24 protein-coding genes are annotated in these 21,861 nt (G+C 72.5%); 12 read left to right on the plus strand and 12 right to left on the minus strand.

The annotated features are described in order from the left end of the window. Window positions 1–223: 223 nt before the first annotated feature. The 3 genes from ACFYM2_RS10330 (at window position 224) to ACFYM2_RS10340 (ending at window position 3,626) form a co-directional block, all read left to right on the plus strand. Window positions 224–1,471, plus strand: coding sequence for an alpha/beta hydrolase family protein (locus ACFYM2_RS10330; protein WP_388835019.1), 1,248 nt, complete (start codon window positions 224–226; stop codon window positions 1,469–1,471). Between the two features lie 273 nt (window positions 1,472–1,744). Then, window positions 1,745–2,920, plus strand: a complete 1,176-nt coding sequence (locus ACFYM2_RS10335; protein ID WP_388835022.1) for an alanine--tRNA ligase-related protein — start codon at window positions 1,745–1,747, stop codon at window positions 2,918–2,920. 85 nt (window positions 2,921–3,005) lie between these two features. Continuing rightward, on the plus strand, window positions 3,006–3,626 hold the full coding sequence (locus ACFYM2_RS10340) for an L-threonylcarbamoyladenylate synthase (RefSeq protein WP_350228854.1): 621 nt from the start codon (window positions 3,006–3,008) through the stop codon (window positions 3,624–3,626). Between the two features lie 14 nt (window positions 3,627–3,640). Here the strand turns inward: ACFYM2_RS10340 and ACFYM2_RS10345 are convergent, their stop codons facing one another. Both ACFYM2_RS10345 and ACFYM2_RS10350 read right to left on the minus strand, forming a co-directional pair. After that, window positions 3,641–3,859 (minus strand): ferredoxin, encoded by a 219-nt coding sequence (locus tag ACFYM2_RS10345; RefSeq protein WP_358999147.1) that lies wholly within the window; start codon window positions 3,857–3,859, stop codon window positions 3,641–3,643. Window positions 3,860–3,864: 5 nt separating this feature from the next. Further along, entirely contained in the window at window positions 3,865–5,055 is a 1,191-nt protein-coding gene (locus tag ACFYM2_RS10350; protein WP_358999150.1) for a cytochrome P450, read from the minus strand. 111 nt (window positions 5,056–5,166) lie between these two features. Here ACFYM2_RS10350 and ACFYM2_RS10355 point away from each other — a divergent pair, with 111 nt between their 5' ends. Beyond that, window positions 5,167–5,763: a TetR/AcrR family transcriptional regulator gene (locus ACFYM2_RS10355; RefSeq protein ID WP_388835026.1), complete on the plus strand. Its 597-nt coding sequence runs from the start codon at window positions 5,167–5,169 to the stop codon at window positions 5,761–5,763. Between the two features lie 418 nt (window positions 5,764–6,181). Here ACFYM2_RS10355 and ACFYM2_RS10360 read toward each other — a convergent pair whose 3' ends face one another. Next, window positions 6,182–6,373 (minus strand): (4Fe-4S)-binding protein, encoded by a 192-nt coding sequence (locus ACFYM2_RS10360; RefSeq protein WP_359006192.1) that lies wholly within the window; start codon window positions 6,371–6,373, stop codon window positions 6,182–6,184. Window positions 6,374–6,393: 20 nt separating this feature from the next. Continuing rightward, window positions 6,394–7,614 (minus strand): cytochrome P450, encoded by a 1,221-nt coding sequence (locus ACFYM2_RS10365; RefSeq protein ID WP_388835030.1) that lies wholly within the window; start codon window positions 7,612–7,614, stop codon window positions 6,394–6,396. 124 nt (window positions 7,615–7,738) lie between these two features. Between ACFYM2_RS10365 and ACFYM2_RS10370 the strand changes: the two genes are divergently transcribed. Then, window positions 7,739–8,404 carry a TetR/AcrR family transcriptional regulator gene (locus ACFYM2_RS10370; protein ID WP_388835033.1) on the plus strand — a complete coding sequence of 222 codons (666 nt, stop codon included), beginning with the start codon at window positions 7,739–7,741 and terminating at the stop codon, window positions 8,402–8,404. A gap of 129 nt (window positions 8,405–8,533) precedes the next feature. On the opposite strand, the gene ACFYM2_RS10375 is transcribed toward ACFYM2_RS10370, so the two are convergent. Next, window positions 8,534–9,250 (minus strand): DUF305 domain-containing protein, encoded by a 717-nt coding sequence (locus ACFYM2_RS10375; RefSeq protein ID WP_359006183.1) that lies wholly within the window; start codon window positions 9,248–9,250, stop codon window positions 8,534–8,536. 97 nt (window positions 9,251–9,347) lie between these two features. Next, window positions 9,348–9,776 (minus strand): hypothetical protein, encoded by a 429-nt coding sequence (locus ACFYM2_RS10380; protein ID WP_388459577.1) that lies wholly within the window; start codon window positions 9,774–9,776, stop codon window positions 9,348–9,350. A gap of 328 nt (window positions 9,777–10,104) precedes the next feature. Between ACFYM2_RS10380 and ACFYM2_RS10385 the strand changes: the two genes are divergently transcribed. The 4 genes from ACFYM2_RS10385 to ACFYM2_RS10400 all read left to right on the plus strand — a co-directional run bounded on the left by ACFYM2_RS10385 (window position 10,105) and on the right by ACFYM2_RS10400 (window position 13,556). After that, on the plus strand, window positions 10,105–11,022 hold the full coding sequence (locus ACFYM2_RS10385) for a MurR/RpiR family transcriptional regulator (protein WP_388459578.1): 918 nt from the start codon (window positions 10,105–10,107) through the stop codon (window positions 11,020–11,022). 348 nt (window positions 11,023–11,370) lie between these two features. Next, window positions 11,371–11,775: a hypothetical protein gene (locus ACFYM2_RS10390; RefSeq protein WP_350228868.1), complete on the plus strand. Its 405-nt coding sequence runs from the start codon at window positions 11,371–11,373 to the stop codon at window positions 11,773–11,775. 206 nt (window positions 11,776–11,981) lie between these two features. After that, entirely contained in the window at window positions 11,982–12,152 is a 171-nt protein-coding gene (locus ACFYM2_RS10395; protein ID WP_359006177.1) for a hypothetical protein, read from the plus strand. Between the two features lie 183 nt (window positions 12,153–12,335). Next, a complete protein-coding gene (locus tag ACFYM2_RS10400; protein WP_388835037.1) occupies window positions 12,336–13,556 on the plus strand; it encodes an MFS transporter in 1,221 nt (406 codons plus the stop codon). A 39-nt stretch (window positions 13,557–13,595) separates the two neighbouring features. On the opposite strand, the gene ACFYM2_RS10405 is transcribed toward ACFYM2_RS10400, so the two are convergent. Continuing rightward, window positions 13,596–14,429, minus strand: coding sequence for a maleylpyruvate isomerase family mycothiol-dependent enzyme (locus ACFYM2_RS10405; protein WP_388835040.1), 834 nt, complete (start codon window positions 14,427–14,429; stop codon window positions 13,596–13,598). A 199-nt stretch (window positions 14,430–14,628) separates the two neighbouring features. Between ACFYM2_RS10405 and ACFYM2_RS10410 the strand changes: the two genes are divergently transcribed. Continuing rightward, window positions 14,629–15,804 carry a PP2C family protein-serine/threonine phosphatase gene (locus ACFYM2_RS10410; RefSeq protein WP_388459581.1) on the plus strand — a complete coding sequence of 392 codons (1,176 nt, stop codon included), beginning with the start codon at window positions 14,629–14,631 and terminating at the stop codon, window positions 15,802–15,804. A gap of 7 nt (window positions 15,805–15,811) precedes the next feature. Here ACFYM2_RS10410 and ACFYM2_RS10415 read toward each other — a convergent pair whose 3' ends face one another. Continuing rightward, entirely contained in the window at window positions 15,812–16,150 is a 339-nt protein-coding gene (locus ACFYM2_RS10415; protein WP_359006166.1) for a thioredoxin domain-containing protein, read from the minus strand. Window positions 16,151–16,326: 176 nt separating this feature from the next. On the opposite strand from ACFYM2_RS10415, the gene ACFYM2_RS10420 reads away from it, so the two are divergent. Then, window positions 16,327–17,385: a hypothetical protein gene (locus ACFYM2_RS10420; protein ID WP_388835042.1), complete on the plus strand. Its 1,059-nt coding sequence runs from the start codon at window positions 16,327–16,329 to the stop codon at window positions 17,383–17,385. A gap of 2 nt (window positions 17,386–17,387) precedes the next feature. On the opposite strand, the gene ACFYM2_RS10425 is transcribed toward ACFYM2_RS10420, so the two are convergent. The 4 genes from ACFYM2_RS10425 to bla form a co-directional block, all read right to left on the minus strand. After that, a complete protein-coding gene (locus ACFYM2_RS10425) occupies window positions 17,388–18,179 on the minus strand; it encodes a phosphodiesterase (protein WP_359006160.1) in 792 nt (263 codons plus the stop codon). A 67-nt stretch (window positions 18,180–18,246) separates the two neighbouring features. After that, complete coding sequence (locus ACFYM2_RS10430) at window positions 18,247–18,699, minus strand: hypothetical protein (protein WP_359006157.1); 453 nt, start codon at window positions 18,697–18,699, stop codon at window positions 18,247–18,249. A 356-nt stretch (window positions 18,700–19,055) separates the two neighbouring features. Further along, window positions 19,056–19,385, minus strand: a complete 330-nt coding sequence (locus ACFYM2_RS10435) for a LuxR family transcriptional regulator (RefSeq protein WP_359006155.1) — start codon at window positions 19,383–19,385, stop codon at window positions 19,056–19,058. Between the two features lie 160 nt (window positions 19,386–19,545). Beyond that, complete coding sequence (bla, locus tag ACFYM2_RS10440) at window positions 19,546–20,532, minus strand: class A beta-lactamase (protein WP_388459584.1); 987 nt, start codon at window positions 20,530–20,532, stop codon at window positions 19,546–19,548. A 225-nt stretch (window positions 20,533–20,757) separates the two neighbouring features. On the opposite strand from bla, the gene ACFYM2_RS10445 reads away from it, so the two are divergent. Beyond that, window positions 20,758–21,732, plus strand: coding sequence for a trypsin-like serine peptidase (locus ACFYM2_RS10445; protein ID WP_388459585.1), 975 nt, complete (start codon window positions 20,758–20,760; stop codon window positions 21,730–21,732). The last annotated feature ends 129 nt before the right edge of the window (window positions 21,733–21,861 follow it).

Below are 21,861 nucleotides of genomic sequence, written 5' to 3' on the forward strand. Positions count from 1 at the left end.
GTACGGCCGCCCCCTGGTACTCCCCCCATCAGGGAGCCGCCCCCTCGCCGGGTCCGCTGCCGTACGCCCCTCGCGTGAGCGGTCTGCGCCGGCGCGGTATACGGCGGGGCGGTCTGTGCCGGGGCGGTCTGCGCCGGGGCGCGCGGGGGTTCGGGAAATCCGAACCCCTCGCGCGGGGGGCTCCACGATGGTGTGGAGGCGGCCGCTGAGCCAGCCTTGCCTCATGACCAGTTCACTCCCCCGCAAGGCATTCCTGTCCGCCGTCGCACTGACCGCCGCCGCGTGCCTGGGCTGCGTCGCTCCGGCTGTCGGTGGAGCCCCGTCGTCGGCGCGGGCGCGGGTGACACTGCCCGCGCCGACGGGACCGTATCCGGTCGGCACGACAGCACTGCACCTCACCGATGACAGCCGCCCCGACCCGTGGGTGGGCTCGCGTCCCCACCGGGAGCTGATGGTGAGTGTCCGCTACCCCGCACGTGATGTCGCCGGCCATTCAAGGGCGCCGCAGATGTCGCCGGGCGAGGCGGCCGGGTTCGACGCGCTGAACAATCTCACGGACATACCGAAGGGCCGGGTCGACTGGGCGGCCACGCGAAGCCATGCGTATGAGGGGGCGCCGATCGCGGCGCACGGCGCACACGGATTCCCCGTGGTGCTGTATTCGCCCGGCGCCGCGGATCCACGGAGCCTGGGCACGACCCTGTGCGACGATCTCGCGTCACGGGGTTATGTGGTGGTGATGATCGACCACACCTACGACGCGACGGCGGTCGAGTTCCCGGGCGGGCGTGTGGAGAAGTCCGTGCTGCCGCAGGAGTTCGACAAGGCGGCCAAGGGCGGCGACGAGCAGGTCACCGCGCTGTTGAAGAAGACCATGGCGGTGCGCGTGGCGGACACGCGGTTCGTCCTGGACCGGCTGGGGCAGCTTCCCGGTCAGCTGCGCGGGGCGCTCGACCTCGCCACCGTGGGGATGTTCGGGCAGTCCGCAGGCGGGTTCACGGCCGCGCAGAGCCTGCACGACGACCGGCGCGTCAAGGCGGCGGCCGACCTGGACGGTGTCCTTGGTTACACCCAGCGCGACGACGACCGGGCGAACCCGTCCTCGGTCGGAGTGGACGGCGTCGACCGGCCCCTGCTGCTGATGGGCAAGGAAGGGGACAATCACCACACGGTCGCGTCCTGGGACGCGGCGTGGCGGCACAGCAGCGGGTGGCTGAGGGACCTGACTCTCACCGGCGCCGAGCATGCGAGCTATACCGACCTCCAGTCCGAAATACCGCAGCTGGCCGGCCCGTTGGGGCTTTCCGGGAAGACCGTCGCCGCCAACATAGGCACCGTTGAGCCGGGGCGTTCGGTGGCCGCACAGGAGGCATATGTGTCGGCCTTCTTCGACCGCTGGCTGAGGGGCCAGGACCGCCCTCTGCTCGACGGTCCCTCCGAGCGCTTCCCGCAGGTGCGGTTCGTGAAGTGACCAAGGACGCGGGGCCCTGGGGGCGAGCGCAATTCGGATGCGGACCGGCCGCCCGCCGCAGTACCGTGGAGGGCATGAAGGTCATCATCTGTATCGGCGCCCCGACCGCGCGAGCGACCAGCTCGCCGGTTGCCGCCGTCTGACCTCACCCCTCTCCCCCGGCGACCGGAAACGGCCCGTCGGTGGATGGTCGGATTCTCCTTGTGGATCCCTGTCACGCGTCCCCTGCCGCGGTGCCGCTCCCGGCCGCCCCGCACCAAAGGATCCGCGGACATGGACACCGAGCGCGTCATCGCCACCTTCGTCGAGTACTTCCAGGACCGGGGCCACCGGCGCATCACGGGATCGGACCTGCTGCCGCCTCCGCAGGACCCCGTGCTGTTCACCACCTCCGGCATGCATCCGCTCACCCCGTATCTGGAGGGCCGCTCCCACCCGTCCGGCGGGCGGCTGGTCAATGTGCAGCGCTGTCTGCGCACCACCGATCTGGACGAGGTGGGCGACACCACGCATCTGACGGTCTTCGAGATGCTGGGCACCTGGTCGCTCGGCGACTACGACGGCTCGCAGAGCATCGCCTGGGGCCACGACCTGCTCGTCGACGGCTTCGGCGTGGACCCGAAGCTGCTGCACGCCACGGTCTTCGGCGGAGACCAGGACGCCGGACCCGACACCGCTTCCCTGCGGACCTGGGAGGAGCGCGGGGTGCCGGTCGAGCTGACCACGCGGGAGAACTGGTGGTCCAACGGGCCGACCGGTCCCTGCGGGCCCGACTCGGAGATCTTCATCTGGACGGGAGACACCCCGCCCCGGTCGACACCGATGGGCGACGAGCGATGGGTGGAGGTATGGAACCACGTGATGATGCGCTACCGGCGCGGCGACGACGGCACCCTCGGCCCGCTGCCCCGGCCGAACGTCGACACCGGTCTCGGCCTGGAACGGCTCGCCGCCGTCCTCCAGGGCAAGAGGTCGGTCTTCGAGATCGACCTGTTCGAGCCGTGGATGCGTACGGTGCCATCGCTGTGGCCGCTGGAGAAACCGTCGCTGCGTCTGGTCGTCGACCATGTGCGGTCGGCCATCGTGGTGATCGGCGACGGCGTGCCGCCGTCCAACACCGGGCGCGGGTACGTCCTGCGCCGGCTGATCCGGCGAGTGCTCACCACGCTGTGGGAGGCCGATCCCTCCCGGACACTCGGGGATCTGCCCGGGGAGCTGTTCCAGCACACGCTCGGCCACTTCGGTCAGAGCCGGCTCCCTGGCGAGGTCCGTGAGGTGCTGCTCGACGAGGAGCGGCGCTTCACCCGGCTCCTTGAGCGGGGCAGGCGCGTCCTGTCCCAGCCCCGTTTCTCCCACGGCCTCGACGAGGAGGACTACCACTATCTGCACGACACCCACGGCCTGCCCCGCGACCTGGTGCGCGGCCTTCGCGGGGGCTCGCCGGGGTGAGGCCGGGCCCCGGCAGGCGGGGCGCGCGGGGCGCCCCGCCCCCGGTGGGCGGGCCGCTCAGCAGCCGGGACCTTAGACTCGGCGGATGGCAAAGTACTTCGACGTGCACCCCGACAACCCTCAGCGGCGCACCATCAGCAGTGTGGCGGACAGCATCCGTTCCGGCGCGCTCGTCGCCTACCCGACCGACTCCTGCTATGCGTTGGGCTGCCAGCTGGGCAGCCGCGACGGCATCAACCGGATCCGGTCGATCCGCGCCCTGGACGACCGCCATCACTTCACTCTGGTGTGCCAGAACTTTGCCCAGCTGGGTCAGTTCGTGCAGATCGACAATGACGTGTTCCGCGCGATCAAGGCGGCCACGCCCGGCAGTTACACGTTCATCCTGCCCGCGACCCGGGAGGTGCCGCGTCAGCTGCTGCACCCGAAGAAGAAGACCGTCGGCGTGCGGATCCCCGACCACGCCGTGGCTCAGGCCCTCCTCGAGGAGCTGGGCGAACCCCTGCTCTCCAGCACCCTGCTGCTGCCCGACGAGGACGAGCCGATGACGCAGGGCTGGGAGATCAAGGAGCGCCTTGAGCACGTGGTGGACGCCGTCCTCGACTCCGGTGACTGCGGTACCGAGCCGACCACGGTGCTCGACTTCTCCAGCGGCGAGCTGGAGATCGTACGCCGAGGAGCGGGCGACACCTCCCGTTTCGAGTAGCCGCGTGCTTGGTGTCAGTCGCGGCGGGGTCCGATGACGCCGCTCGCGTCGGACACCGTGATCGCCTGGGCGGGGCAGGCGTCGGCGATGTCCAGAAGCAGCTCGTCCGGTTCCACGCCGTCCGGCAGCACCCGCGCGTGCCCGCCGTCCAGCGCGAACACGCCGGGGGCCGCTCCCGCACACATGCCCGAGGCCAGACACAGCTGCGGATCCACGCGTACGGTCCAGGTCATGGCGCTCACCACGCGACCGGCATGACACGCGGTCCACGGACCAGCATCTCGGACTTCCAGGTCACGTCGCCGGCCAGTTTCAGGCCGGGGAAGCGGGTGATGAGGGCGCTCAGCGCCTCCTGGAGTTCCAGCCGGGCCAGCGGGGCACCGAGGCAGTGGTGCACTCCGTGGCCGAAACCGAGGTGCTGGTTGCCGTCCCGGGTGATGTCGAGCACGCCGGGGGCGCTGAATCGCAACGCGTCGCGGTTGGCGGCGCCGGCGGCGACCAGGACCGGGGTGCCGGCCCGCACCAGGGTGCCGCCCACTTCGATGTCCTCGGTGGCATAGCGGGCCTGGCCCGCACCGCTTCCCAGGGGGACGAAGCGCAACAGCTCCTCCACGGCGTTCACGACGAGTTCGGGCCGGGCCCGCAGCCGCGCCAGCTGATCGGGGTTCTCCAGCAGGGTGAGGGTGAAGTTGGGGATCTGGGAGGCGGTGGTCTCGTGGCCCGCCACCAGGATCGTCACGCACAGATCGACGAGTTCGAGCTCCGAGAGGCGGTCGCGGCCGTCGCGCGCCTCGATGAGCGCCGTCATCAGGTCGTCCTGAGGGTCCTCGCGGTGCACGGCGATCAACTCGCGCATATAGGCGCGTAGTTCCTCCCGGTTGGCCTCGAACTCCTCCGCCGTCAGGGAGCTCGTCGACAGGGCCGCGTCGCTCCAGACCCGGAAGCGGGGGCGGTCCTCGGTGGGCACGCCGAGCAGTTGGCAGATCACCGCCACCGGCAGGGGCAGCGCGTAGGTGTCCACCAGGTCGGCGGGCGGCCCCGCCTCCTCCAGGTCGTCGAGCAGGCTGGTGATGAGTTCGCGGACCTGGGGACGGAGCTTTTCGACCTGGCGGACGGTGAACGCCCGCGCCACCAGGGAGCGCAGCCGGGTGTGGTCCGGCGGGTCCATGCCGAGGATCCCGCTGACGGTACGCCCTTCGGACTGGCGGGGCTCGTCGTGCAGGGCGGCCTCGGCTCGGCTGAAGCGCTGGTCGCCGAGGACGAGCCGGGCGTCGGCGTAGCGGGTGACGAGCCAGGCCGGCTCGCCGTACGGCAGCTGGACCCTCAACAGGCCGGGCAGCTCGCGGGCGCGCTCGTACGCGTCGGCGAGCTGGAGTCCGTCGGCGGTGTTGAAGGGATAGGCGAGGGGGGTGATGTCGGCTGTCGTCACTGCGGCCTCCCAGATGTAAGCAGCTGCTTACAACGGTAGGGCCGGCCCTCGGGGCGGTCAACGGCGCATTGTGGCCGTTATCCTGACGGGCCGTCTGAGAGGAATGTCCCCATGGATCAAGCCCCCGGCCCGGCCACCGGCGAGCGCCGCCGCGACGCCGGAGCCACCCGGCGCCGACTGCTCGACGCCGCCCGCGATCTGTTCGCGGAGCGCGGCTACGAGGGGGTGACCGTCCGCGAGATCGCCGAGCGGGCCGGGGCCAACCAGGCCCTGCTGTTCCGTTACTTCGGGTCCAAGCAGGGGCTGCTCACGGAGGTCGTCGCGCGGGGCGGCCTGGAACAACTGCGTGCCACGCCACCGGAAGAGCTCTTCGAGACGGCCTTGCGCTCGATGCTGTCCAGCAGCGCGGCCGGCTCGGCCGACCGCTCGCTCGAGGTGTATCTGCGCTCCATCGGCCGGGGCGACGAGGCGACCGGGACGCTGCGGGAGCTGGGCGAGCAGTACCAGAGCGCCCTGGCCGCGCTCTCGGGCGCCAAGGACGGGGCCCTGCGCGCCGATCTGGCCATGGCCTGGCTGCTCGGCATCGGGCTCATGCGGACGGTCGTGGCCCGGGAGCCGCTGGCGAGCGCCGACCCGGACACCGTCTGCCGCCTCGTGGTGGACACGCTCGACCATCTCTGGGCGAACCCCGAGGAGGGGCCGGCCTAGCGGGGCCGTAGGTGGTCAACCCCCTTGGCGCTGGGGGTGGTTACCCCGGTACTGGGGGTGGTTACCCCGGTGCGCCACGGCGGCACGCGGTTCGGGCCGAGCCGGGGCGGAGCCGGGGCCGAGCCAGGTCGGCGGGGCCGAGCCTGGTCGGGGTTGAGCTGGCCCGGGCTCGGTCGGGGTTGAGCCGGGCTGGGCTGGGCTCGGCCAAGCTGGGCCGGGCGGGCCCGGGCCGAGCGAGCGGGCCCGGGCTGGGCCGGGCTGGGCCGAGCCAGGGCCCGGGCCCGGGCCGAGAACCGGGCCGCCCCGGGAGCCGCGGGAGCCGCGGCCGCGAGGCAGGGTGGGACCGCGCCGGATGCCGTGGCGCTATTGCGTGACCCGGACCGCGCCGCGCGGCACCCCGCCGGACCGGACCGCGCCGCTACTGCGTGACCCGGACCGCGCCCGACGGGCAGAGGGTTCCGGCCTGGCGGGCCGCAGCCTGCTCCGCGCCTTCGGGTTCGGGCGTGATCACCTCGACGAGGCCGTCGTCGTCCTGGTCGAAGACGCCGGGCGCGGTCAGCGCGCAGAGTCCGGCGCCGACGCAGACGTTCCGGTCGGCGATGACGCGCATGGCACCACCTTTCTCCCCGGTCACCAGGTGACCGGGAGTTCGTTGACGCCCTGGATCGTCGAGCCCGGGCGCAGCGTCAGCCGCTCCACGGGCACCGCGAGGCGCAGGGTCGGAATCCGGTCGAACAGCGTGGTGAGGATGACCTCCAGTTCCAGGCGGGCCAGGTTCTGGCCCAGGCACTGGTGCACCCCGTACCCGAAGGACAGGTGGTGGCGGGCCGAGCGACGCACGTCTAGCGTGTCCGGGTCCTCGAAGACCGAAGCGTCGCGGTTGGCAATGGAGTTGGTGACGATCACGCCTTCGCCCGCGCGGATCACCTGCCCGTCGATCTCGATGTCGGCGGTGGCCAGCCGCCCGCCCGCGATGTCGGCGATGGCCAGAACGCGCAGCAGTTCCTCGACCGCCCCCGGCACCAGGGACGGATCGGCCCGCAGGGCGGCGTGCTGGTCGGGGTGTTCGAGCAGGGTGATCACGCTGAGCGAGGTCATCGAGGCGGTGGTCTCGTGGCCGGCGACGAGCAGCAGCAGCGCGGAGGAGATCAGCTCCTCGCGGTCGATCCCGCCCTCCGCCAACTGGTGCGTGACCAGCTTGTTCAGAAGGCCGGGGCCGGGTTCGGACTGCATCTTGGTGATCAGTCCGTCCAGGTAGTGCTGGAGGTCGTCGCGCGCGGCGGACGCGCCCTCGACGTCCTCGGCCTGCAACAGACGCCGGCTCGCGTCCTGGAAGAAGTCGTGATCGGCGTACGGCACACCGAGCAGTCGGCAGATCACCATCGAGGGGACGGGCAGCGCGAACTGACTGACCAGATCGGCCGGTGGACCGGATGCGAGCATGTCGTCGATGAAGCCGTGCACGATGCGCTCGATGTCGGGGCGCATGCCCTTGATGCGCTTGACGGTGAACTCGCTGATCATCATCCGCCGGCGCGGCCCGTGCTCGGGCGGGTCCAAGCCGATGAAGGCCTGGCGGTTCTGCCGGATGGCCTTGAAGCGCGGGGAAGTGGCGGGAAAGTCGTCGTGCGTGCGGTCGGAGGACAGCCGGGGGTCGGCGAGCAGGGCGCGCGCCGTCTCGTGCTTGGTCACCACCCAGGCACGTCGGCCGTCGTAGAGCGTCACGGGACGCAGCGAGTCCGGGGCGTCCCTCAACTGACGGTAGGTGGCGGGCAGTTGATAGGGACAGGTGCGGTCCGCCGGGAAGGCCGGAGCTTCGGGCGCGGGAATGGTCGTGGTCTTCTCTGTCATCTCGGTCATCGAATCCCTCGAAACCTCAGACGCTTTTAAAGAACGGACAGTTCTCTAATCGGGAGGCTAGGCTGTCCCCCCTGGAGAACGCAACGGCCCCTATGGGACAGACGCGGGAGGCAAGGTGCCCCACAGCGCCGAATCGGCCACCGAGACACCCCTTGACCACCGCAAAGGCCCCCGCCGCCGGGGCGAGGAACTGGAACGCGCCATTTTGCTGGCGACCTTGGACGAGCTCACCGAGGCGGGTTATGCCTCGCTGACCATGGAGCGGGTGGCGGCCCGGGCCAGGACCGGCAAGGCGGCCGTCTACCGGCGCTGGCCGAGCCGGGCCCAACTGGTCGTGGACGCATGCAAGTTGGGCAAGCTCTCCGACGACGACCTCCCCGACACCGGCGACCTCAGAGGCGACGTACTGGAGCTGCTGCGGCGCATGGCGGCGAGGATGGCCAGTCCGCTCGGCGACATCATGCGCGGGCTCCTCGCGGAGATGACCCGCGATCAGGAACTGGCCGAGCTGATCCGCCAGCGGATCCACACCGTCCGGCCCGCCGCCGTGCGGGTCGTCCTCGAACGGGCCGTCCAGCGGGGCGAGGTGGATTCTTCGGTACTGAACTCCCGCCGGGCCACGGTCGCGACCGACCTGCTGCGTGACCAGTTCCTGCTGTTCGGCTCCCCCGTGACGGACGACGTCATCACCGACATCGTCGACGAGGTGTATCTGCCGCTCATTTTGAGCCCGGCCCCTCCCCGGCACCGTGCGGGGCAACCCCCGGACGCCAAAGCCTAGTTGGCGCATGACGTACCGCCGTACGTGGATGCCGTCCGTGGATGCCGTACGCGGGTGGCACAGGTGGGTGTCGTGCGTGGGTGCCGGCCCCTCCCAGGGGCGAGGCCGGCGCCCACGCGCGCGCTCGTCCTACTTCAGGCGGGCCAGGATCTTGTTCATCTGCTCGATCTCGGCGTTCTGCGCCGCGATGACGTTGCCGGCGAGCCGCTTCGCGTCGGGGTTGTCGCCGTTCTTCTGCTCGTCCTTGGCCATGGTGACCGCGCCCTGGTGGTGGCCGATCATCAGCCGGGTGAACCGCTTGTCGAAGTCCTTGCCCTTGGCGGCGGTGAGGTCGGCCATGTCCCGGTCGGACATCATCCCGGGCATCCCGGACGCGCCGCTCGAACCGTGGTCCATCCCGGGCATGTCCCCCATCGGCGAGGACGAGGGCAACGGCTTGCCCCAGGACGTCAGCCAGCCCTTCATCGTGGCGATCTCGGGGTCCTGGGTCTTCTGGATCGCGGCCGCGAGGTTCTTGACCTCGCCGTCGGCCGCGCGCCCGTCGGCGAGCCGGGCCATCTCCAGGGCCTGCTGGTGGTGCGGGATCATCTGCTGAGCGAACGTCACATCGGCGCTGTTGAACGGACCGCCGGCCGCCGAGGTCCCGGCGGACGGCGTGGTGGCGGGGCCGTGGTGCGTGCCGGGCGTGGCCGGGTGGCCGGACTCGGAGCCGCCGGAGGAACCGCAGGCGGTCAGCGTCAGAGCCAGGACGGCGGCCGCGCCGAGGGCCGCGAGCGCGCGGCCGGGCGCCGGACGGGCCGGACGTGACGCGAACGGGTGGGCGGTCGAGGCGTGGGAAACGGTCATCGAAGCGTTCTTTCCAGGTGGGCGCGCCCTTGCCGGGGCGCGAAGACGGGCAGGACGGACGGCCGGACCGGCGGGGGGCCGGGCCGGTCGGTTCCTGTCATGTCCGTGCGACGCACACCTGGAGAAGCAGACCTCTGCCGCCGCGCGGTGGACCGCGCCGCGCCGTCGCGAGCCCCGACGACCACGGCCCGGCGGGCTTGCCGACCACCAGAACCACCAGGGCGAGGAGGGCGAGCAGGCCGGTGGCGGCCAGCGGCAGCCGCTCCCGGGCGCCGGTCGACACACACGTCTCCCCGTGCGCCCCGGTGACCACCGGCGCGGCCCGCGCGACCTGCCGCTCGGCCGCGACCGTCGCGTGCGTCATGCTCATGGAGGCGGCGGACGGGGGAGGCGCCATAGCCATCTCGCCGTGGCAGCCGCCCGCCGCGCTCGCGGGAGCGCCGTGCATGGAGAAGAGCCCGAGCAGGACGGCACACAGGACGAACAGCCGGGCTGTCCCCGTCCCGCTCGCACGCCCTCGGCCCATGACTGCCCCGGTCTCCTTACGTATGGACGGATCCTCTTGTGTACGGAACGCCGTGCGTACGGATCCTCTTATGTACGGAACCTCGTGCGTACGCATCCTGCGTTCTGGGGCCCGACCATACCCCCACCGGGTGTGCGTCCTGCGCCCCCACCCCGGCGCGCCTCCCGGCGTGGCCCGCGGAGCCGAGCGACCTGGCCGACTCCACTCCGGTCTCCGAAGAATCCGCGTACGCGCCCGAAGTGGCCAGGTCAGTGGGTGAGATGTGGCCTGGTCCGCACCAGGGGTGGGTTATGTTTTGAGCACACATGGCTCGCGAAGGAGGCCGTCGGTGTCATCGGGGCAGCAGGTACGCGCCCAGTCGGCTGCGATCACGCCGAGCGGGCAGCCCTCGGACCACGAGCGCGTCCCGTCCGACCGCGTCCGGGCCCTGTTCGACGGCCGCCGCCTCTCCCCCGGCCAACGGCGCATCGCCCAGTACCTCATCGACCACCTCACCGACGCCGCCTTCCTTTCCATCACGGAACTCGCGGAACGAGTCGGCGTGAGCCAGCCCTCCGTGACGCGCTTCGCGGCCTCGCTCGGCTACAGCGGTTATCCCGCGCTGCGTGAGGCCCTGCAACCGATCGCCCTGAGCGCGGTCGCGGGCACACCCGAGGGCCGCGACGAGAGCCGGCACAACGAGCTCCAGGCGGCGGTAGACGCCGAGATCGAGAACCTGGAGCAGGTGCGCCGCCTGGTCGCCAACACCTCCCAGGTCCTGGAGATCGGCCACGAGCTGGCGCTGTCGGTCCCGCTGACCGTCCTCGGCCTGCGCATCTCGGTGTCCCTCGCGGAGTACTTCGCGTACGCGGCGCGGCGCATCCACCCCGATGTGCGGCTGGTGACGCGCGGCGGCAGCGTCGCCTATGACGCGCTGCTGCAATCCCGCTCGGCGGGCGGCACCTGGGTCCTGGCGTTCGCGATGCCCCGGCACGCCAAGGAGACGCTGGCGGCGCTGCGAGCCGCGCGGAGCGCGGGTCTGCGCGTCGCGCTGGTCACGGACACCACCCTCGGTCCGCTGGTCGACGAGGCCGATGTGGCCCTGACCGCGGGCACCGGCTCCCGGTTGGTGTTCGACTCCTACGCGGCCCCGGGCGTCCTGGCCGCCGCGATCCTCCAGGCGATGGCGGACGCCGATCCGGAACGCACGCAGGCGCGGCTGGAGGAGTACGAGCAGGCCGCCGACAAACACGGATTCTTCCTCTAGCGGGCCTCTCAGCCTTCCGATTCCTCCCTCACGGGCCGATTCGCCCCGCGAGTCCCCAGGATCTTCACACCCTGGCAGCGCATGAATTTTTTCATACCCTTGTTTACTCAACGGTATATATGTTTACTGAGGCGTGGCGGCCATCGATCCCCCCACGCCAGGAAGAGCGACCCCCAGTCCCTCTGTGAACGAACACCCCGCGTGACGCCCCCCTCCTCACGTCGCGCCGGATGTCCGTTCCGGCCAGTCGGATCCGTCGGCCCGCCCGTGGCGGCCCCGGTCAACCCCTGGGCCGGGGCCGCCCATCACCTCTCGATCAGAGTTCGCCACCCATCGGAAGCGACGAGCATGCCTCCTACGGCCCCCACCACCACGCTCAGCCCGGACTGGCCCTGTCAGGTCAAGCCACCGGGGAGCCGTGACTGGGAACGCACCGCCACGCGCTGGCTGCGCGACCTGCTGCCGGCCCGCTACGCCGGCTACTCCCCCCTCGTACGTCACCACGTCCTGCTGGCCCGGCACGCCCAGATCCAGGTGCAGCACGAGATCCGCGCCGTACGCGTGGCCCTCCAGACCAGCCGCGCCGAACTGCCCACGCTCGGAGTGGCCCCGGCCGTCATCGAGAACACCATCAGGATGTACGCGATGGAGCTCGAACAGCTCGGCCGTCTCGCCCGGGGTGTGCGGCTCATCATGGAGGCGCTGATGGACGACGGCGCCCCCGCGCGCAGATCGCCCGCACAGCGCAGGTGACGCACCGGCCGGTGCGGGTAGCGCCCCGGCCGGTGCGGGCGCGGCCGGTGACCCCGGTGCGGGCGCGGCCGGTGGCCCCGGTGCGGGCGCGGCCGGTGGCCCCGGTGCGGGCGCGGCCGGTGGCCCCGGTCACGACATGCGATCCCTCCGGGCGCGTGCGAGCGTGGAGGTGGCTCTACCCACATGCCCACCAGGGGGCGACCAGCATGAGCAAGAAGCAGACCCGTCAGAACCGGGGAGCGCGCACCGGCGGCCACGACCGCGGTGCCACCACCACCGACGCCGCCGAGCAGGCGAAGAACCCCGCCCAGCCCGAGCGCACGCACCCGCTGTCCGAGGCCTCCCACAAGCAGCCACGGAAGTTCGGGCACAACTAGGCGCACCATCAGGTGAGTTGACCGAAGCGACCGCTCGTCGGCGCTCACCCCCGCACCCGTTCGCGGTTTCGCGACACCACCCCGCAGGCACGCGGGTGGTGTCGCGAAACCGCCGGAAAGGGGCTGCCTGGCCCTGCTGGAGTGGAGCGACACCTTGTGTTGCCCCCACCCAGGACGGGACTCATGCCCACAGCGACCGCCACTTCCGCTCCCCCGGATCTCGCCGCCCCCGCGCCCCGCTCACCGCTCGTCTCCTGGCTTGCCGTGCTGTCGCTGATGCTGGGACTCTTCTCGATCGTCACCAGCGAGATCCTTCCCGTCGGCCTGCTCACCGAGATCGGGTCCAGCTTCACCATCTCCGACGGCATGGCCGGCCTGATGATGACCCTGCCCGGCCTGCTCGCCGCCGCGTCCGCGCCACTGGTCACCGCGGCCACCGGGCGCGTCGACCGGAGGCTGATGCTCGGCGCGTTCGTGCTGCTGCTCGCGCTGGCCGACTTCCTGACAGCGGCCGCGACCAGCTACTGGGTCATGCTGGTCGCCCGGGTCATGGTCGGCGTCACCATCGGTGGCTTCTGGTCGATCGGCGCGGGCCTCGCCGGCCGGCTCGTGCCCCCGCGGTCGGTGGCGAGGGCCACCTCGGTGATCTTCGCGGCGGTCCCGCTCGGCTCGGTGCTCGGGGTGCCCGCGGGCACCTTCATCGGCGACCTCGCGGGCTGGCGTACGGCGTTCCTCGTCATGGGGTTCTTCACGCTGGCCGTCCTGGTCCTGCTGCTCCTGGTGGTCCCCCCGCTGCCCGCCCCGCGCGCCACCCGCCTGCGCGTCCTCGCCACCATGCTGAAGCGTGTGAACACCCGCTTCGCCCTGCTGACCACCTTCCTCATCGTCCTCGCGCACTTCGCCACCTACACCTATGTGACGCCCTTCCTCGAGCGGGTGACCCAGGTGGGCGCCGGACTCATCACCGTCCACCTGCTCGTCTACGGAGTGGCGGGCATCGCCGGGAACTTCGTCGGCGGGGCGTACGCGCCCCGTCACCCACGTGCCACCTTCGCGGCGGCCGCCGCGACGATCGCCTGCGCCACCCTGCTGCTCCCGGTGCTGGGGCGGTGGGACGTGGGGGCGGTGGTCCTTCTGCTGGTCTGGGGCGCCGGATACGGGGCCGTGCCCGTGTGCTCGGGGACCTGGTTCGCGAAGGCCGCTCCCGACGCCCCGGAGGCGTCCTACGTCCTGTTCACCGCGTCGTTCCAGGCCACCTTCTCCCTCGGGGCGCTGCTCGGTGGTGTCGTGGTGGACCACTCCTCGCCCTCGACGGTCATGGCGGCGGGCGGCGCGGTCGCCCTGCTCGCGGTGCCGGCGATCTGGTCCCATCGCGCGAGCACGGTGTCGTGGCCCGAGTCCTGAGACCGGACCCGGGCTCCGCCATCGTCCCCAACGCCACGGTCAGAACACGGAGTTGGCGACCCAGTGGTTGAGCAGTGCGGCGTCCCCCGAAGTCTCGACGGCGTCCGCCGTGAGGTCGAGGCGGCCGTACAGGAACAGCAGCAGATCGGCGGCGGACGCCTGGACCGTGGCGTCCGCCGGGCGCGTGTCCTGGCCGTCGGCGGGGTGGGGTTCGAGCCCGAATCCGTCGGGGCGCAGCCGGATCAGCCAGTCCCCCGCCCGGTCGAGGCAACGGAACCGGATGGCGGTGTCCTGGCCGCGCAGTTCGGCGGTCCTGGGCGCGAAGGACGCCGCGAAGGGCAGATTGACGAGGAATTCGTCCACCCCGTCCGCCGCGAGGGCCGCGTCGATCTCCGGCCGCACGCCGAGGGCGAGTTCCGCGTCGACGCGGTGCACCAGTGTCTCGAACAGCATCCGCCGGATCCAGAACCGGGCGTGGGGATCGGCGCCCCACACCCACATCGAGGCGTCCGGATCGGTGTCGGCGAAGACACCGGCGGCCACCCGCGAGCTCGCGGTAAGCCAGGCGGGGTAGCCGTCGTCGCTGGTCGGCAGGTCGAGTTCCGTGTCACGGCTGCGGGGCCGTTCCTGGACGAGTCCGGCGAGCAGCCCGGAGAACATGCGCTGGACGCTTCCGGTGTGCCGGATCAGATCGACGAGGGTCCAGCCAGGACAGCTCGGCACCGGCGTCGCCAGGTCCGCGCCCGCCACGGCGCTCACCAGGCGGTCGGTCTCCGTCATCACCGCGGCGCGGTGGACCGCCGCGTCGGCCGCCGCCCCTCGCGGGTGCCCCGCCGTGCGCCTGTGCTCGCTCATCTCGCTGCCCATGTCCATGCCCCTGTCCTCGTGTCCGTGCGTCGGCCGCACAGGTTTGCTTCGCGCTCGCGGGCGCCCGCCCTGTGCCGGGCGCCCGGGATCAGTCTGCGCCGGGGGATGCCATGCGGTGCACGCGGGTGGCTCGCGGGGGCGGTGGGGCGCGCCCGCTCGGCCACGCCGGGCCGACGGGACGGGCCGCGCGGTGTATGCAGGTGGGATGGATCCCAAGGCACCGCGTGTGGCACAGCTCCGTTCCCTGGCGCCCCGGCACGCGGTGATGGCGGTGCCGTTCGCGATGATCGCACTGGTCACCGTGGGCGACCTGCTGGCCCCGCCCGATGTGCACCTCGGCCCGTTCCTCGCCGCGGCCCCCGCCGTCACGGCGTCCTTCGCGGGCCCCCGGGCCACGGCCCTGATCGGGGCCGTCGCCGTCCTCGCGCAGGTGATCGTCTCGATGGTGCGCGGCAGCGTCACCGACCTCAACCACACGTTCCAGATCATCACGCTGGTCCTGATCTCGGTGTGCGTGACCGTCTTCGCCCATCTGCGTGAGGTGCACGAGAAGGAGCTGGTGCAGTTGCGTTCGGTGGCCGAGGCCGCCCAGCAGGTGGTGCTGCGGCCCCTGCGCGAACGGCTGGGGCCGCTGCGGGTGGCGAGCGTGTATCTGGCGGCGGCCGCCGAGGCCCGGATCGGCGGGGACCTGTACGCCGCAGCCCGCACCGCCGGTGGCACCCGGCTCATCATCGGAGACGTACGCGGCAAGGGGCTCGAAGCGGTCGGGGACGCGGCGCTCGTGCTGGGCGCCTTCCGGGCCTCCGCCCACCAGGAGGCCGACCTGCCCTCGCTGGCCGCCTACCTCGAACGGGCGGTCGCGCCCGGCCTTGAAGGCGTCCGGGCGCCGCACCCCGGCCCCGAGCCAGGACCCGGATCCGACGGTGACGCGCCCGCCGACTCCTACGCCGATGATCCGGGCGAGTCCTTCATCACCGCGGCCCTGCTCGACATCCCCGACTCCGGCCGTGCGCTCTCGCTCGTCAACTGCGGCCACCCGCCGCCGCTGCTGTTGCGCGGTGGCCGTGTGATCTCCCTCGATGTGGACCTGCCGGCGCCTCCGCTGGGTCTCGTGGAGTTCGCGGCGACCCGGCTCGGCGCGCAGAGCTTCCCGTTCGAGCCGGGCGACATCCTGCTCCTCTATACGGACGGCGTCCTCGAAGCCCGCGACGAGCGCGGTGTCTTCTACCCCCTGACCGAACGGGCGGCCGCGTGGCGGGGCGCCGGCCCCCGCGCCCTGCTGAGTTACCTGCGCGACGACCTTCTGGCACACGCGCCCACCGGGGCCCTCGGTGACGATGCCGCGATGGTGGCGGTCGAACGCCTCCCCCCAATCATCTGATGGTGCGTCAGAGACGGGCGTCCAGGAACTCCTTGAGAGCCGACCGGTCCATCGCTCCCGCCTCGATGCCCGTCGCCTCCCCGTCCTCGATCAGGACCACGGTGGGCGCGCCCGTGACACCGTAACGCCGTACGGGTTCGGGGCACCGCGCCATGTCGGCCTTGACCACGGTCAGCCGCCCCGCGTACTCGTCGGCGACGCCGCTCACGACCGCGTCCATCGCCCTGCACGCATCGACGGCCTTCGGCCAGGTGCCGAAGAAGTACGCGAGCACCGGGCCGCCGGCCAGATTCAGGATGAAGGAGAACTCCTCGTTCTCCCGTGCTTGGTGAACCCTGCTGGCCATGGTGCTCCTCGTCATTGCGGTCGCGCTGCGGCACCCATCATGACCCGCGCACGGCCGCGACCGGCGGGCACCCCGGGCCCGCGCGGCAGCCGGCCGTTCGCGTCGGTGCGCGGCCGCCGGGGGCGCGGGGCGGATACTGACGGCGCTGCGTCCGCCGCGCGTCCAAGGAGCCGGTCATGGTCCTGCCTCATCCGCTCAGCGAAACCCCCGCACGCGCCGTCACGCGCCGGGCGGTGCTGCTCGGCACGGCGGCCTGGTGCGCGGGTACCGCCGCCTGTTCCGGCGGAGCCATGCGTGCCTCGTCCGCCCCGTCGGCTTCGTCCGCCGCGTCCCCGTTCACCTCGCCCTCGTCCGCGTCCGGCTCCCGGGCGCCGGCCGCGAGCCCTCGTACGGCGCTGCCGCCGGCCGTGGCGTGGCGGCCCGGCGCAGGGGAGATCGAGCCCGCCGCCAAAGTCGCCGCCGTCCGGCTCGTCGAAGCGCTCGGGACGTGGCCTGCGGGGCAGGGCGGGGAGCGTGCGGCGGCGGGCCGGGCCGCCCGCCTGGGGATCCCCGAGGCCACGGCGTCCGAACTCGCCGCCCAGGCAGGGTCGTTGCGGCCGCCGGCCGACGCGGCGGTCGTCCGGGTGATCGACGCCCAGTACGGCGGGATCCTGCCCGACACGGCGAGTGTGCTGGTGGTCTGTGACCAGCCGGCCCTGACCGGAGGCGCGGTCCGGCCGGGTGGCACCACCGTCGACGTGCGCCTCAGCCGCACCGCCGACGGCTGGCGCGTCACCGCCCTGCACCCGGCGGCGCCGGGACCGGCCGTCGCTTTGAGCGCGGCGGCGCGCGACGTCCTGGCCCAGTCCCGGATCGAGCTGCCGCCCGCATCCGCCGCCGACATCCGAAGCGGCGCCGTGCACGACAGTGTGCTGCGGGCCATGCTCCACCTCGCGGGCTCCTACCGGCTGTCGGTCAGCGTCGTACGCTCGGGGCACCCCCTCGACGTGTTCGGCACCGACCGCCCGAGCGACCATCCGCGTGGCCGCGCCTTCGACGTATGGCGCGTCAACGGCCGCCCCGTCGTCGATCCCGCCACCTCGCGCGCCCTGATCACCGGCTTCATGCGGGCCGCGGCGGCGGCCGGGTCGTACAACGTGGGCGGCCCCGTCCAGCTCACCGGCGGCGCCACGGCGAACCAGTTCTTCAGCGACGACACCCACCACGACCACGTGCACGTGGGTTTCACCTCCTGACCTCACCACACGGCCACGGGCGCCCCCGCGTGGCTGACGGGCACGGTGTGGGTCACCCACCCGGTGTCCGTACGCAGGTGCAGCAGGAAGGACGTCGGTTCCGCCAGGTAGTGGGGCACCCCGCCGCGCAGCGCGAGACCGCTGTGCAGGTGGGTGCTGGGCGCGACGGCCAGGACGGTGCCGGCGAAGGCGGTGGTCACGGCGCGGTGCACATGGCCCGCCAGCACCCGTACGACCCGTGGATGACGTGCCACCACGGCGGCCAGCTCCTCGCCGTCGGCCAGCCGCATCCCGTCGAGGAAGGGGATCCCGACGGGCAGGGGCGGATGGTGCAGACAGACGAGCGCGGGGACATCCGGGCGGCGCTCAAGTACCGTGTCCAGCCAGGTGAGTTGGGCCTCGCCCAGCCGGCCGCCGGGCGAGCCGGGCGCCGTCGAGTCGGCGACGACGACGGTGAGGCCCGGGTGCTCCACCACGTAGCGCGTCTCGTGTGCGGCGCCGGGGGAGCCGAGGAAGGCAGTGCCCTCGAAGACCTCGCGCAGCGCCCGCGGATCGTCGTGGTTGCCCGCGACCAGATGCAGCGGCAGGGGGAACCCGGTGAGCAGGGCGCGCAGCGCCGCATACTCCTCGGCCCTGCCCCGGTCGGCGAGGTCGCCGGTGACGACCACGGCGTCCGGGGGCGGATCGAGTGTGAGGACACGGCCCAGCGCGCGGCTCAGCGCCTCGGCGGGCGGGCCGGCCAGCGGGCCTGTCGTGATGTGCGGGTCACTGAGATGAGCGATGGCCGAAGTCATTCCCGTACGCTGCGCCGCCGCGCCCCGCGCCACACCCGGTCACGCTGAGGGCGTAGGCGCCTCCCGTTCACTCGCCGGCGAACAACGACCGCAGGTGCTTGCCGTTGACCAGGGCGACCACGGCGAGCAGGAGCACTCCGCAGACCGCCTGTTCGGTCTTCAGCCACAGGGGGAACGCGCCGGGCAGGGCGATGATCGCGGCGATGGCCACAACCATGACGCCGGAGAGGATCCTCAGTCTGCGGTACGCCGAGCGCGAGCCGGCCGCCGCCCGCGTGACGCACAGATAAGTCACCACAGCGCTGAGGACGACGATGGAGGCGCGCACCCACACGGCCAAGTTCACCGCCGCCGAGTCGTCGCGCAGCAGGACGACGGCCCCCAGGGTGAGGACGCTGAGCGCGAGATAGCCCCCGACGAGCAGCCGCGCGCCCCGGAACGCCGCCCGGGTGCGGGGATGGTCCAGGTGCTCCGTGCGGACGCGGGCGGCTTGGGGGTGCGAGCTTGGGGCGGCGGTCATGGCGGGGTCCCTTCCTGTGCTGCCCGGCACCGGGCCGACGACGCGAAGCGGCGCGTGCGGGCGGACGCGGGGCTCCGGCCGGCCGGGGGCCGCACGTGGCACCGGCCACGGGGCCGCCCACCGGCCGGGGGCGTTGTCGGCGGCCGCCGTGCGCGGCCTTTTCCCAGGATCCGATCCGCGCGCCCCGCGTTCATCGCCCGGGCGGACGAGCCCTGGCGGGCCCTTCCTTCAGGGGCTCCTGCGGGCCGTCCCGTAGGGGCCGCGCGCGGGGGCCTCAGGGCAGGGGCCGACCGGCGGCCCCTTCCGCCGCCACGCTTGTGCCACCTCGGGGTGACGGCCCGCGAGGTTGCGCGCGTTCAGACCATCGCGACGGTCAGCAGGAACGCCGAGTCCTCCAGCGCCTCCACTGTGTGGGGCGCGCCCGGCACGGCCAGCAGATCACCGTCGCGGCCCTCCCAGCTGTCCCCGTCCGTGACCAGCCGGATACGGCCCCAGCACACCAGGAGCGTCGCCTCGCCCCCGATCACGTGTTCACTGAGCGAGCTCCCTTCGGTCAGGGCCATGACCGTCTGCCGCAGTACGCGTTCGTGGCCGCCGATGACGGTGGACGCGCTGCGCCCCGCGCCCGAGTCCCGGGCGGCCGTCAGCTGAGCGCGGGCGATCGCTTCCAGGGAGAACTTCTCCATGCCTTGGTCCCACTTCCTTGGGTGAGGGGCGCCGCCGGTCCCGGGGGCGCCGGCCCCGGGGCGTACGCCGTCACGTACAGGCCGACCCTGGCAGAACCGCGCGGCGGCGGCACGCCAGGACGCGCCGAAACGGGCGCGGGCCCCCGGTCCGGACGGGCCGTCAGGCGGACGGCACGCCGAGCCCTCGTACCAGCGCCGTCGTCGTGCTCTTGATCACCGCTTCGTCCGTGGCGGCGACGGGGGCGGTGTGGTTGGTGTAGATCGCGATGATCACGGGGTGCCCGGACGGGGGCCAGGCGATGGCGATGTCGTTGGCGGACCCGTAGGAGTCACTGGTGCCGGTCTTGTCGCCGACCGTCCAGTCCTCGGGCAGCCCGGCCCTGATGCGGGCGTCGCCCGTGGTGGTGGCACGCAGCCACGACGTGAGTTGGGCGCGGTCCTCGGGGACCAGGGCCCGGGTGAGGGAGACCCTGGCGAGGTCGCGGCCCATGGCCGAGGGGGTCGTGGTGTCGCGCCGCTCCCCGGGCTCCCAGCGGTTCAACTCCGGCTCCCAGCGGTCGAGGCGGGAGAACGGATCGCGCAGCGACCGGTAGTAGCGGGTGAGGCCGTCGGGTCCGTCGATCTGACGGAGCAACAGGTTTCCGGCCGTGTTGTCGCTCCGGGTGATGGCCGCGTGGCAGAGGCCGGCGACGGTCATCCCCTGCTCGCCCCTGCCCTCGGTGAGCGGGGAGTTGTCGACCTCGTCGGCCTTGGTCCAGTGGACGACCTTGTCCATGAGCCCCGGCTCCACGTGTCGCGCCCGGTCCAGGACGGCGGCGCACACCATGGCCTTGAACGTGGACAGGGCGGGGAACCGCTCGTCGCCCCGGTAGGAGAGGGTCCGGCCGGTGGCGGTGTCGAGGGCGAAGGCGCCGATGCGTACGTGATGGTCCGCCTCCAACTGCCCGATGGTGTCGGCCACTTGCCCGCCGTGCGTGGCGGGCGGGACCGCGGCCGCGAAGGTGTGGGCGGGCGCCGTGGCGGGGGCCTCGGCCGCCTGCGCCGTGGAGACGCCGGTGGTGGTGAGCACCAGGAGGGCGAGCAGTGCCGCAGGCCCCTTCGTGCGGGAGCGGCGCGGGAGGGCGGGGTGTTTCGTGTGGTCTCGCATGGCTCAAGCACAACAGCCGGGCACCGTCGCCGTCCAAGAGCCGTCCGGGCAACGCGGCCATAGCGATCCGCCTATCGCCGCTGGTTTCGCGGGTGTGCAGGGGCGCCGAAAAGGCTCGTCCTCGCCTCGCCGCCACGGCGCGCCCGGGCGGCCACGCGCACTACTGTCTCCGGCCCGGGCCGCCGTATGGTGAGTCGTCACCCATGTCCGGGCAGAGGGGAATCGATGGTGCGCAGGACCAGGATCATCCGGCACGCCGCCCTGGCGGCGGCCACCCTGCTGGTGTCGGCGGGGCTCGGGTCGGCGGCTTTCGCGGCGTCCCCGGCGGACCCGAACCCGGACGCGGAGCGGCTGAGCGCCTATTGGACCGCCGCGCGCCTGACGGCGGCGGTGCCCGACGAGGAGCGCGGAGGCGGCGGGCCGTCGGCGCGGGGCGACACGACCACCGTGGACGGTCCTCGGCCCGGGGAGTTCATTCCGCCGAGCAGCAGTTTCGACGGCATCCCGCAGGCCGGCACGTTCTTCTGGACCGACGACTCCGGTACGGGGCGTACGTGCAGCGGCTCGGTGGTCCGCAGCCCCGGCCACGACCTGGTCCTCAGCGCGGGGCACTGCCTCAAGGGGTACGCCGGCGCCTCGCCGCGCCGCCACCTCGCCTTCGTGCCGCAGTACCACGACGGCCTCAAGCCGTTCGGCGTCTTCCCCGTGCGGGACAACGGCGTGTACGTCCCGCAGGAGTACTACGACCGGGGTGAACACGCGGGCGCCGCCTACGACTTCGGGTTCGCGCTCACCGAACCCAATGAGGAGGGCGAGCCGCTGGAGGACGCCACCGGCGCGGTCGAGTTGCTCACCGGAACGGGGTACGCGCACACCCCGGTGCGGATGATCGGGTACCCCGGCGGCGCCCAGAAACCGCTGGAGTGCCTGAGCCGGACCACCAAGTGGGTCAGCGACGACCCGGCCGACCCGGGCACGTTCTCGCGCATCACCTGCGACGGTTTCGTGGGCGGCACCAGCGGCGGCCCCATGCTGGTGCCGTGGCACGGCGAGTGGGGAGTGGTCGGGGTGATCGGCGGCTACCACACCGGCGGCAACACGCCCCAGGTCTCCTACAGCGCGTACTTCGGCGACGCGACGCGGGCCCTGTACGAGGCCGCCGCCGTCGGGGCTCCCCCGGCCGGTCCCGGCTCCTCCTGACGGCCCCGGGGCTTCGCACGCCCCTCTTGCGATGATCGGGGTTGCCGCGCGAGCGGGTGAAGGGGGGCTCGTCGGCCTGGACTTGGCGCGCCGCCGCCGGTTACGAAGGGGTCGCGGGCATTCCCCTGC

Origin of the sequence: Streptomyces sp. NPDC006711 (genome assembly GCF_042869775.1) — a bacterium.
In the GTDB taxonomy this organism is placed as follows: domain Bacteria; phylum Actinomycetota; class Actinomycetes; order Streptomycetales; family Streptomycetaceae; genus Streptomyces.

Bases quoted from the DNA above. Each gene is read 5' to 3' on its own strand.
- ACFYM2_RS10420 (WP_388835042.1), top strand. From the start codon at position 16,327: ATGGTCCTGCCTCATCCGCTCAGCGAAACCCCCGCACGCGCCGTCACG.
- bla (WP_388459584.1), bottom strand. From the start codon at position 20,532: ATGCGAGACCACACGAAACACCCCGCCCTCCCGCGCCGCTCCCGCACG.
- ACFYM2_RS10395 (WP_359006177.1), top strand. From the start codon at position 11,982: ATGAGCAAGAAGCAGACCCGTCAGAACCGGGGAGCGCGCACCGGCGGC.
- ACFYM2_RS10415 (WP_359006166.1), bottom strand. From the start codon at position 16,150: ATGGCCAGCAGGGTTCACCAAGCACGGGAGAACGAGGAGTTCTCCTTC.
- ACFYM2_RS10360 (WP_359006192.1), bottom strand. From the start codon at position 6,373: ATGCGCGTCATCGCCGACCGGAACGTCTGCGTCGGCGCCGGACTCTGC.
- ACFYM2_RS10335 (WP_388835022.1), top strand. From the start codon at position 1,745: ATGGACACCGAGCGCGTCATCGCCACCTTCGTCGAGTACTTCCAGGAC.
- ACFYM2_RS10435 (WP_359006155.1), bottom strand. From the start codon at position 19,385: ATGGAGAAGTTCTCCCTGGAAGCGATCGCCCGCGCTCAGCTGACGGCC.
- ACFYM2_RS10425 (WP_359006160.1), bottom strand. From the start codon at position 18,179: ATGACTTCGGCCATCGCTCATCTCAGTGACCCGCACATCACGACAGGC.
- ACFYM2_RS10330 (WP_388835019.1), top strand. From the start codon at position 224: ATGACCAGTTCACTCCCCCGCAAGGCATTCCTGTCCGCCGTCGCACTG.
- ACFYM2_RS10410 (WP_388459581.1), top strand. From the start codon at position 14,629: ATGGATCCCAAGGCACCGCGTGTGGCACAGCTCCGTTCCCTGGCGCCC.
- ACFYM2_RS10340 (WP_350228854.1), top strand. From the start codon at position 3,006: ATGGCAAAGTACTTCGACGTGCACCCCGACAACCCTCAGCGGCGCACC.
- ACFYM2_RS10405 (WP_388835040.1), bottom strand. From the start codon at position 14,429: ATGGACATGGGCAGCGAGATGAGCGAGCACAGGCGCACGGCGGGGCAC.
- ACFYM2_RS10390 (WP_350228868.1), top strand. From the start codon at position 11,371: ATGCCTCCTACGGCCCCCACCACCACGCTCAGCCCGGACTGGCCCTGT.
- ACFYM2_RS10380 (WP_388459577.1), bottom strand. From the start codon at position 9,776: ATGGGCCGAGGGCGTGCGAGCGGGACGGGGACAGCCCGGCTGTTCGTC.
- ACFYM2_RS10345 (WP_358999147.1), bottom strand. From the start codon at position 3,859: ATGACCTGGACCGTACGCGTGGATCCGCAGCTGTGTCTGGCCTCGGGC.
- ACFYM2_RS10400 (WP_388835037.1), top strand. From the start codon at position 12,336: ATGCCCACAGCGACCGCCACTTCCGCTCCCCCGGATCTCGCCGCCCCC.
- ACFYM2_RS10365 (WP_388835030.1), bottom strand. From the start codon at position 7,614: ATGACAGAGAAGACCACGACCATTCCCGCGCCCGAAGCTCCGGCCTTC.
- ACFYM2_RS10430 (WP_359006157.1), bottom strand. From the start codon at position 18,699: ATGACCGCCGCCCCAAGCTCGCACCCCCAAGCCGCCCGCGTCCGCACG.
- ACFYM2_RS10355 (WP_388835026.1), top strand. From the start codon at position 5,167: ATGGATCAAGCCCCCGGCCCGGCCACCGGCGAGCGCCGCCGCGACGCC.
- ACFYM2_RS10375 (WP_359006183.1), bottom strand. From the start codon at position 9,250: ATGACCGTTTCCCACGCCTCGACCGCCCACCCGTTCGCGTCACGTCCG.
- ACFYM2_RS10445 (WP_388459585.1), top strand. From the start codon at position 20,758: ATGGTGCGCAGGACCAGGATCATCCGGCACGCCGCCCTGGCGGCGGCC.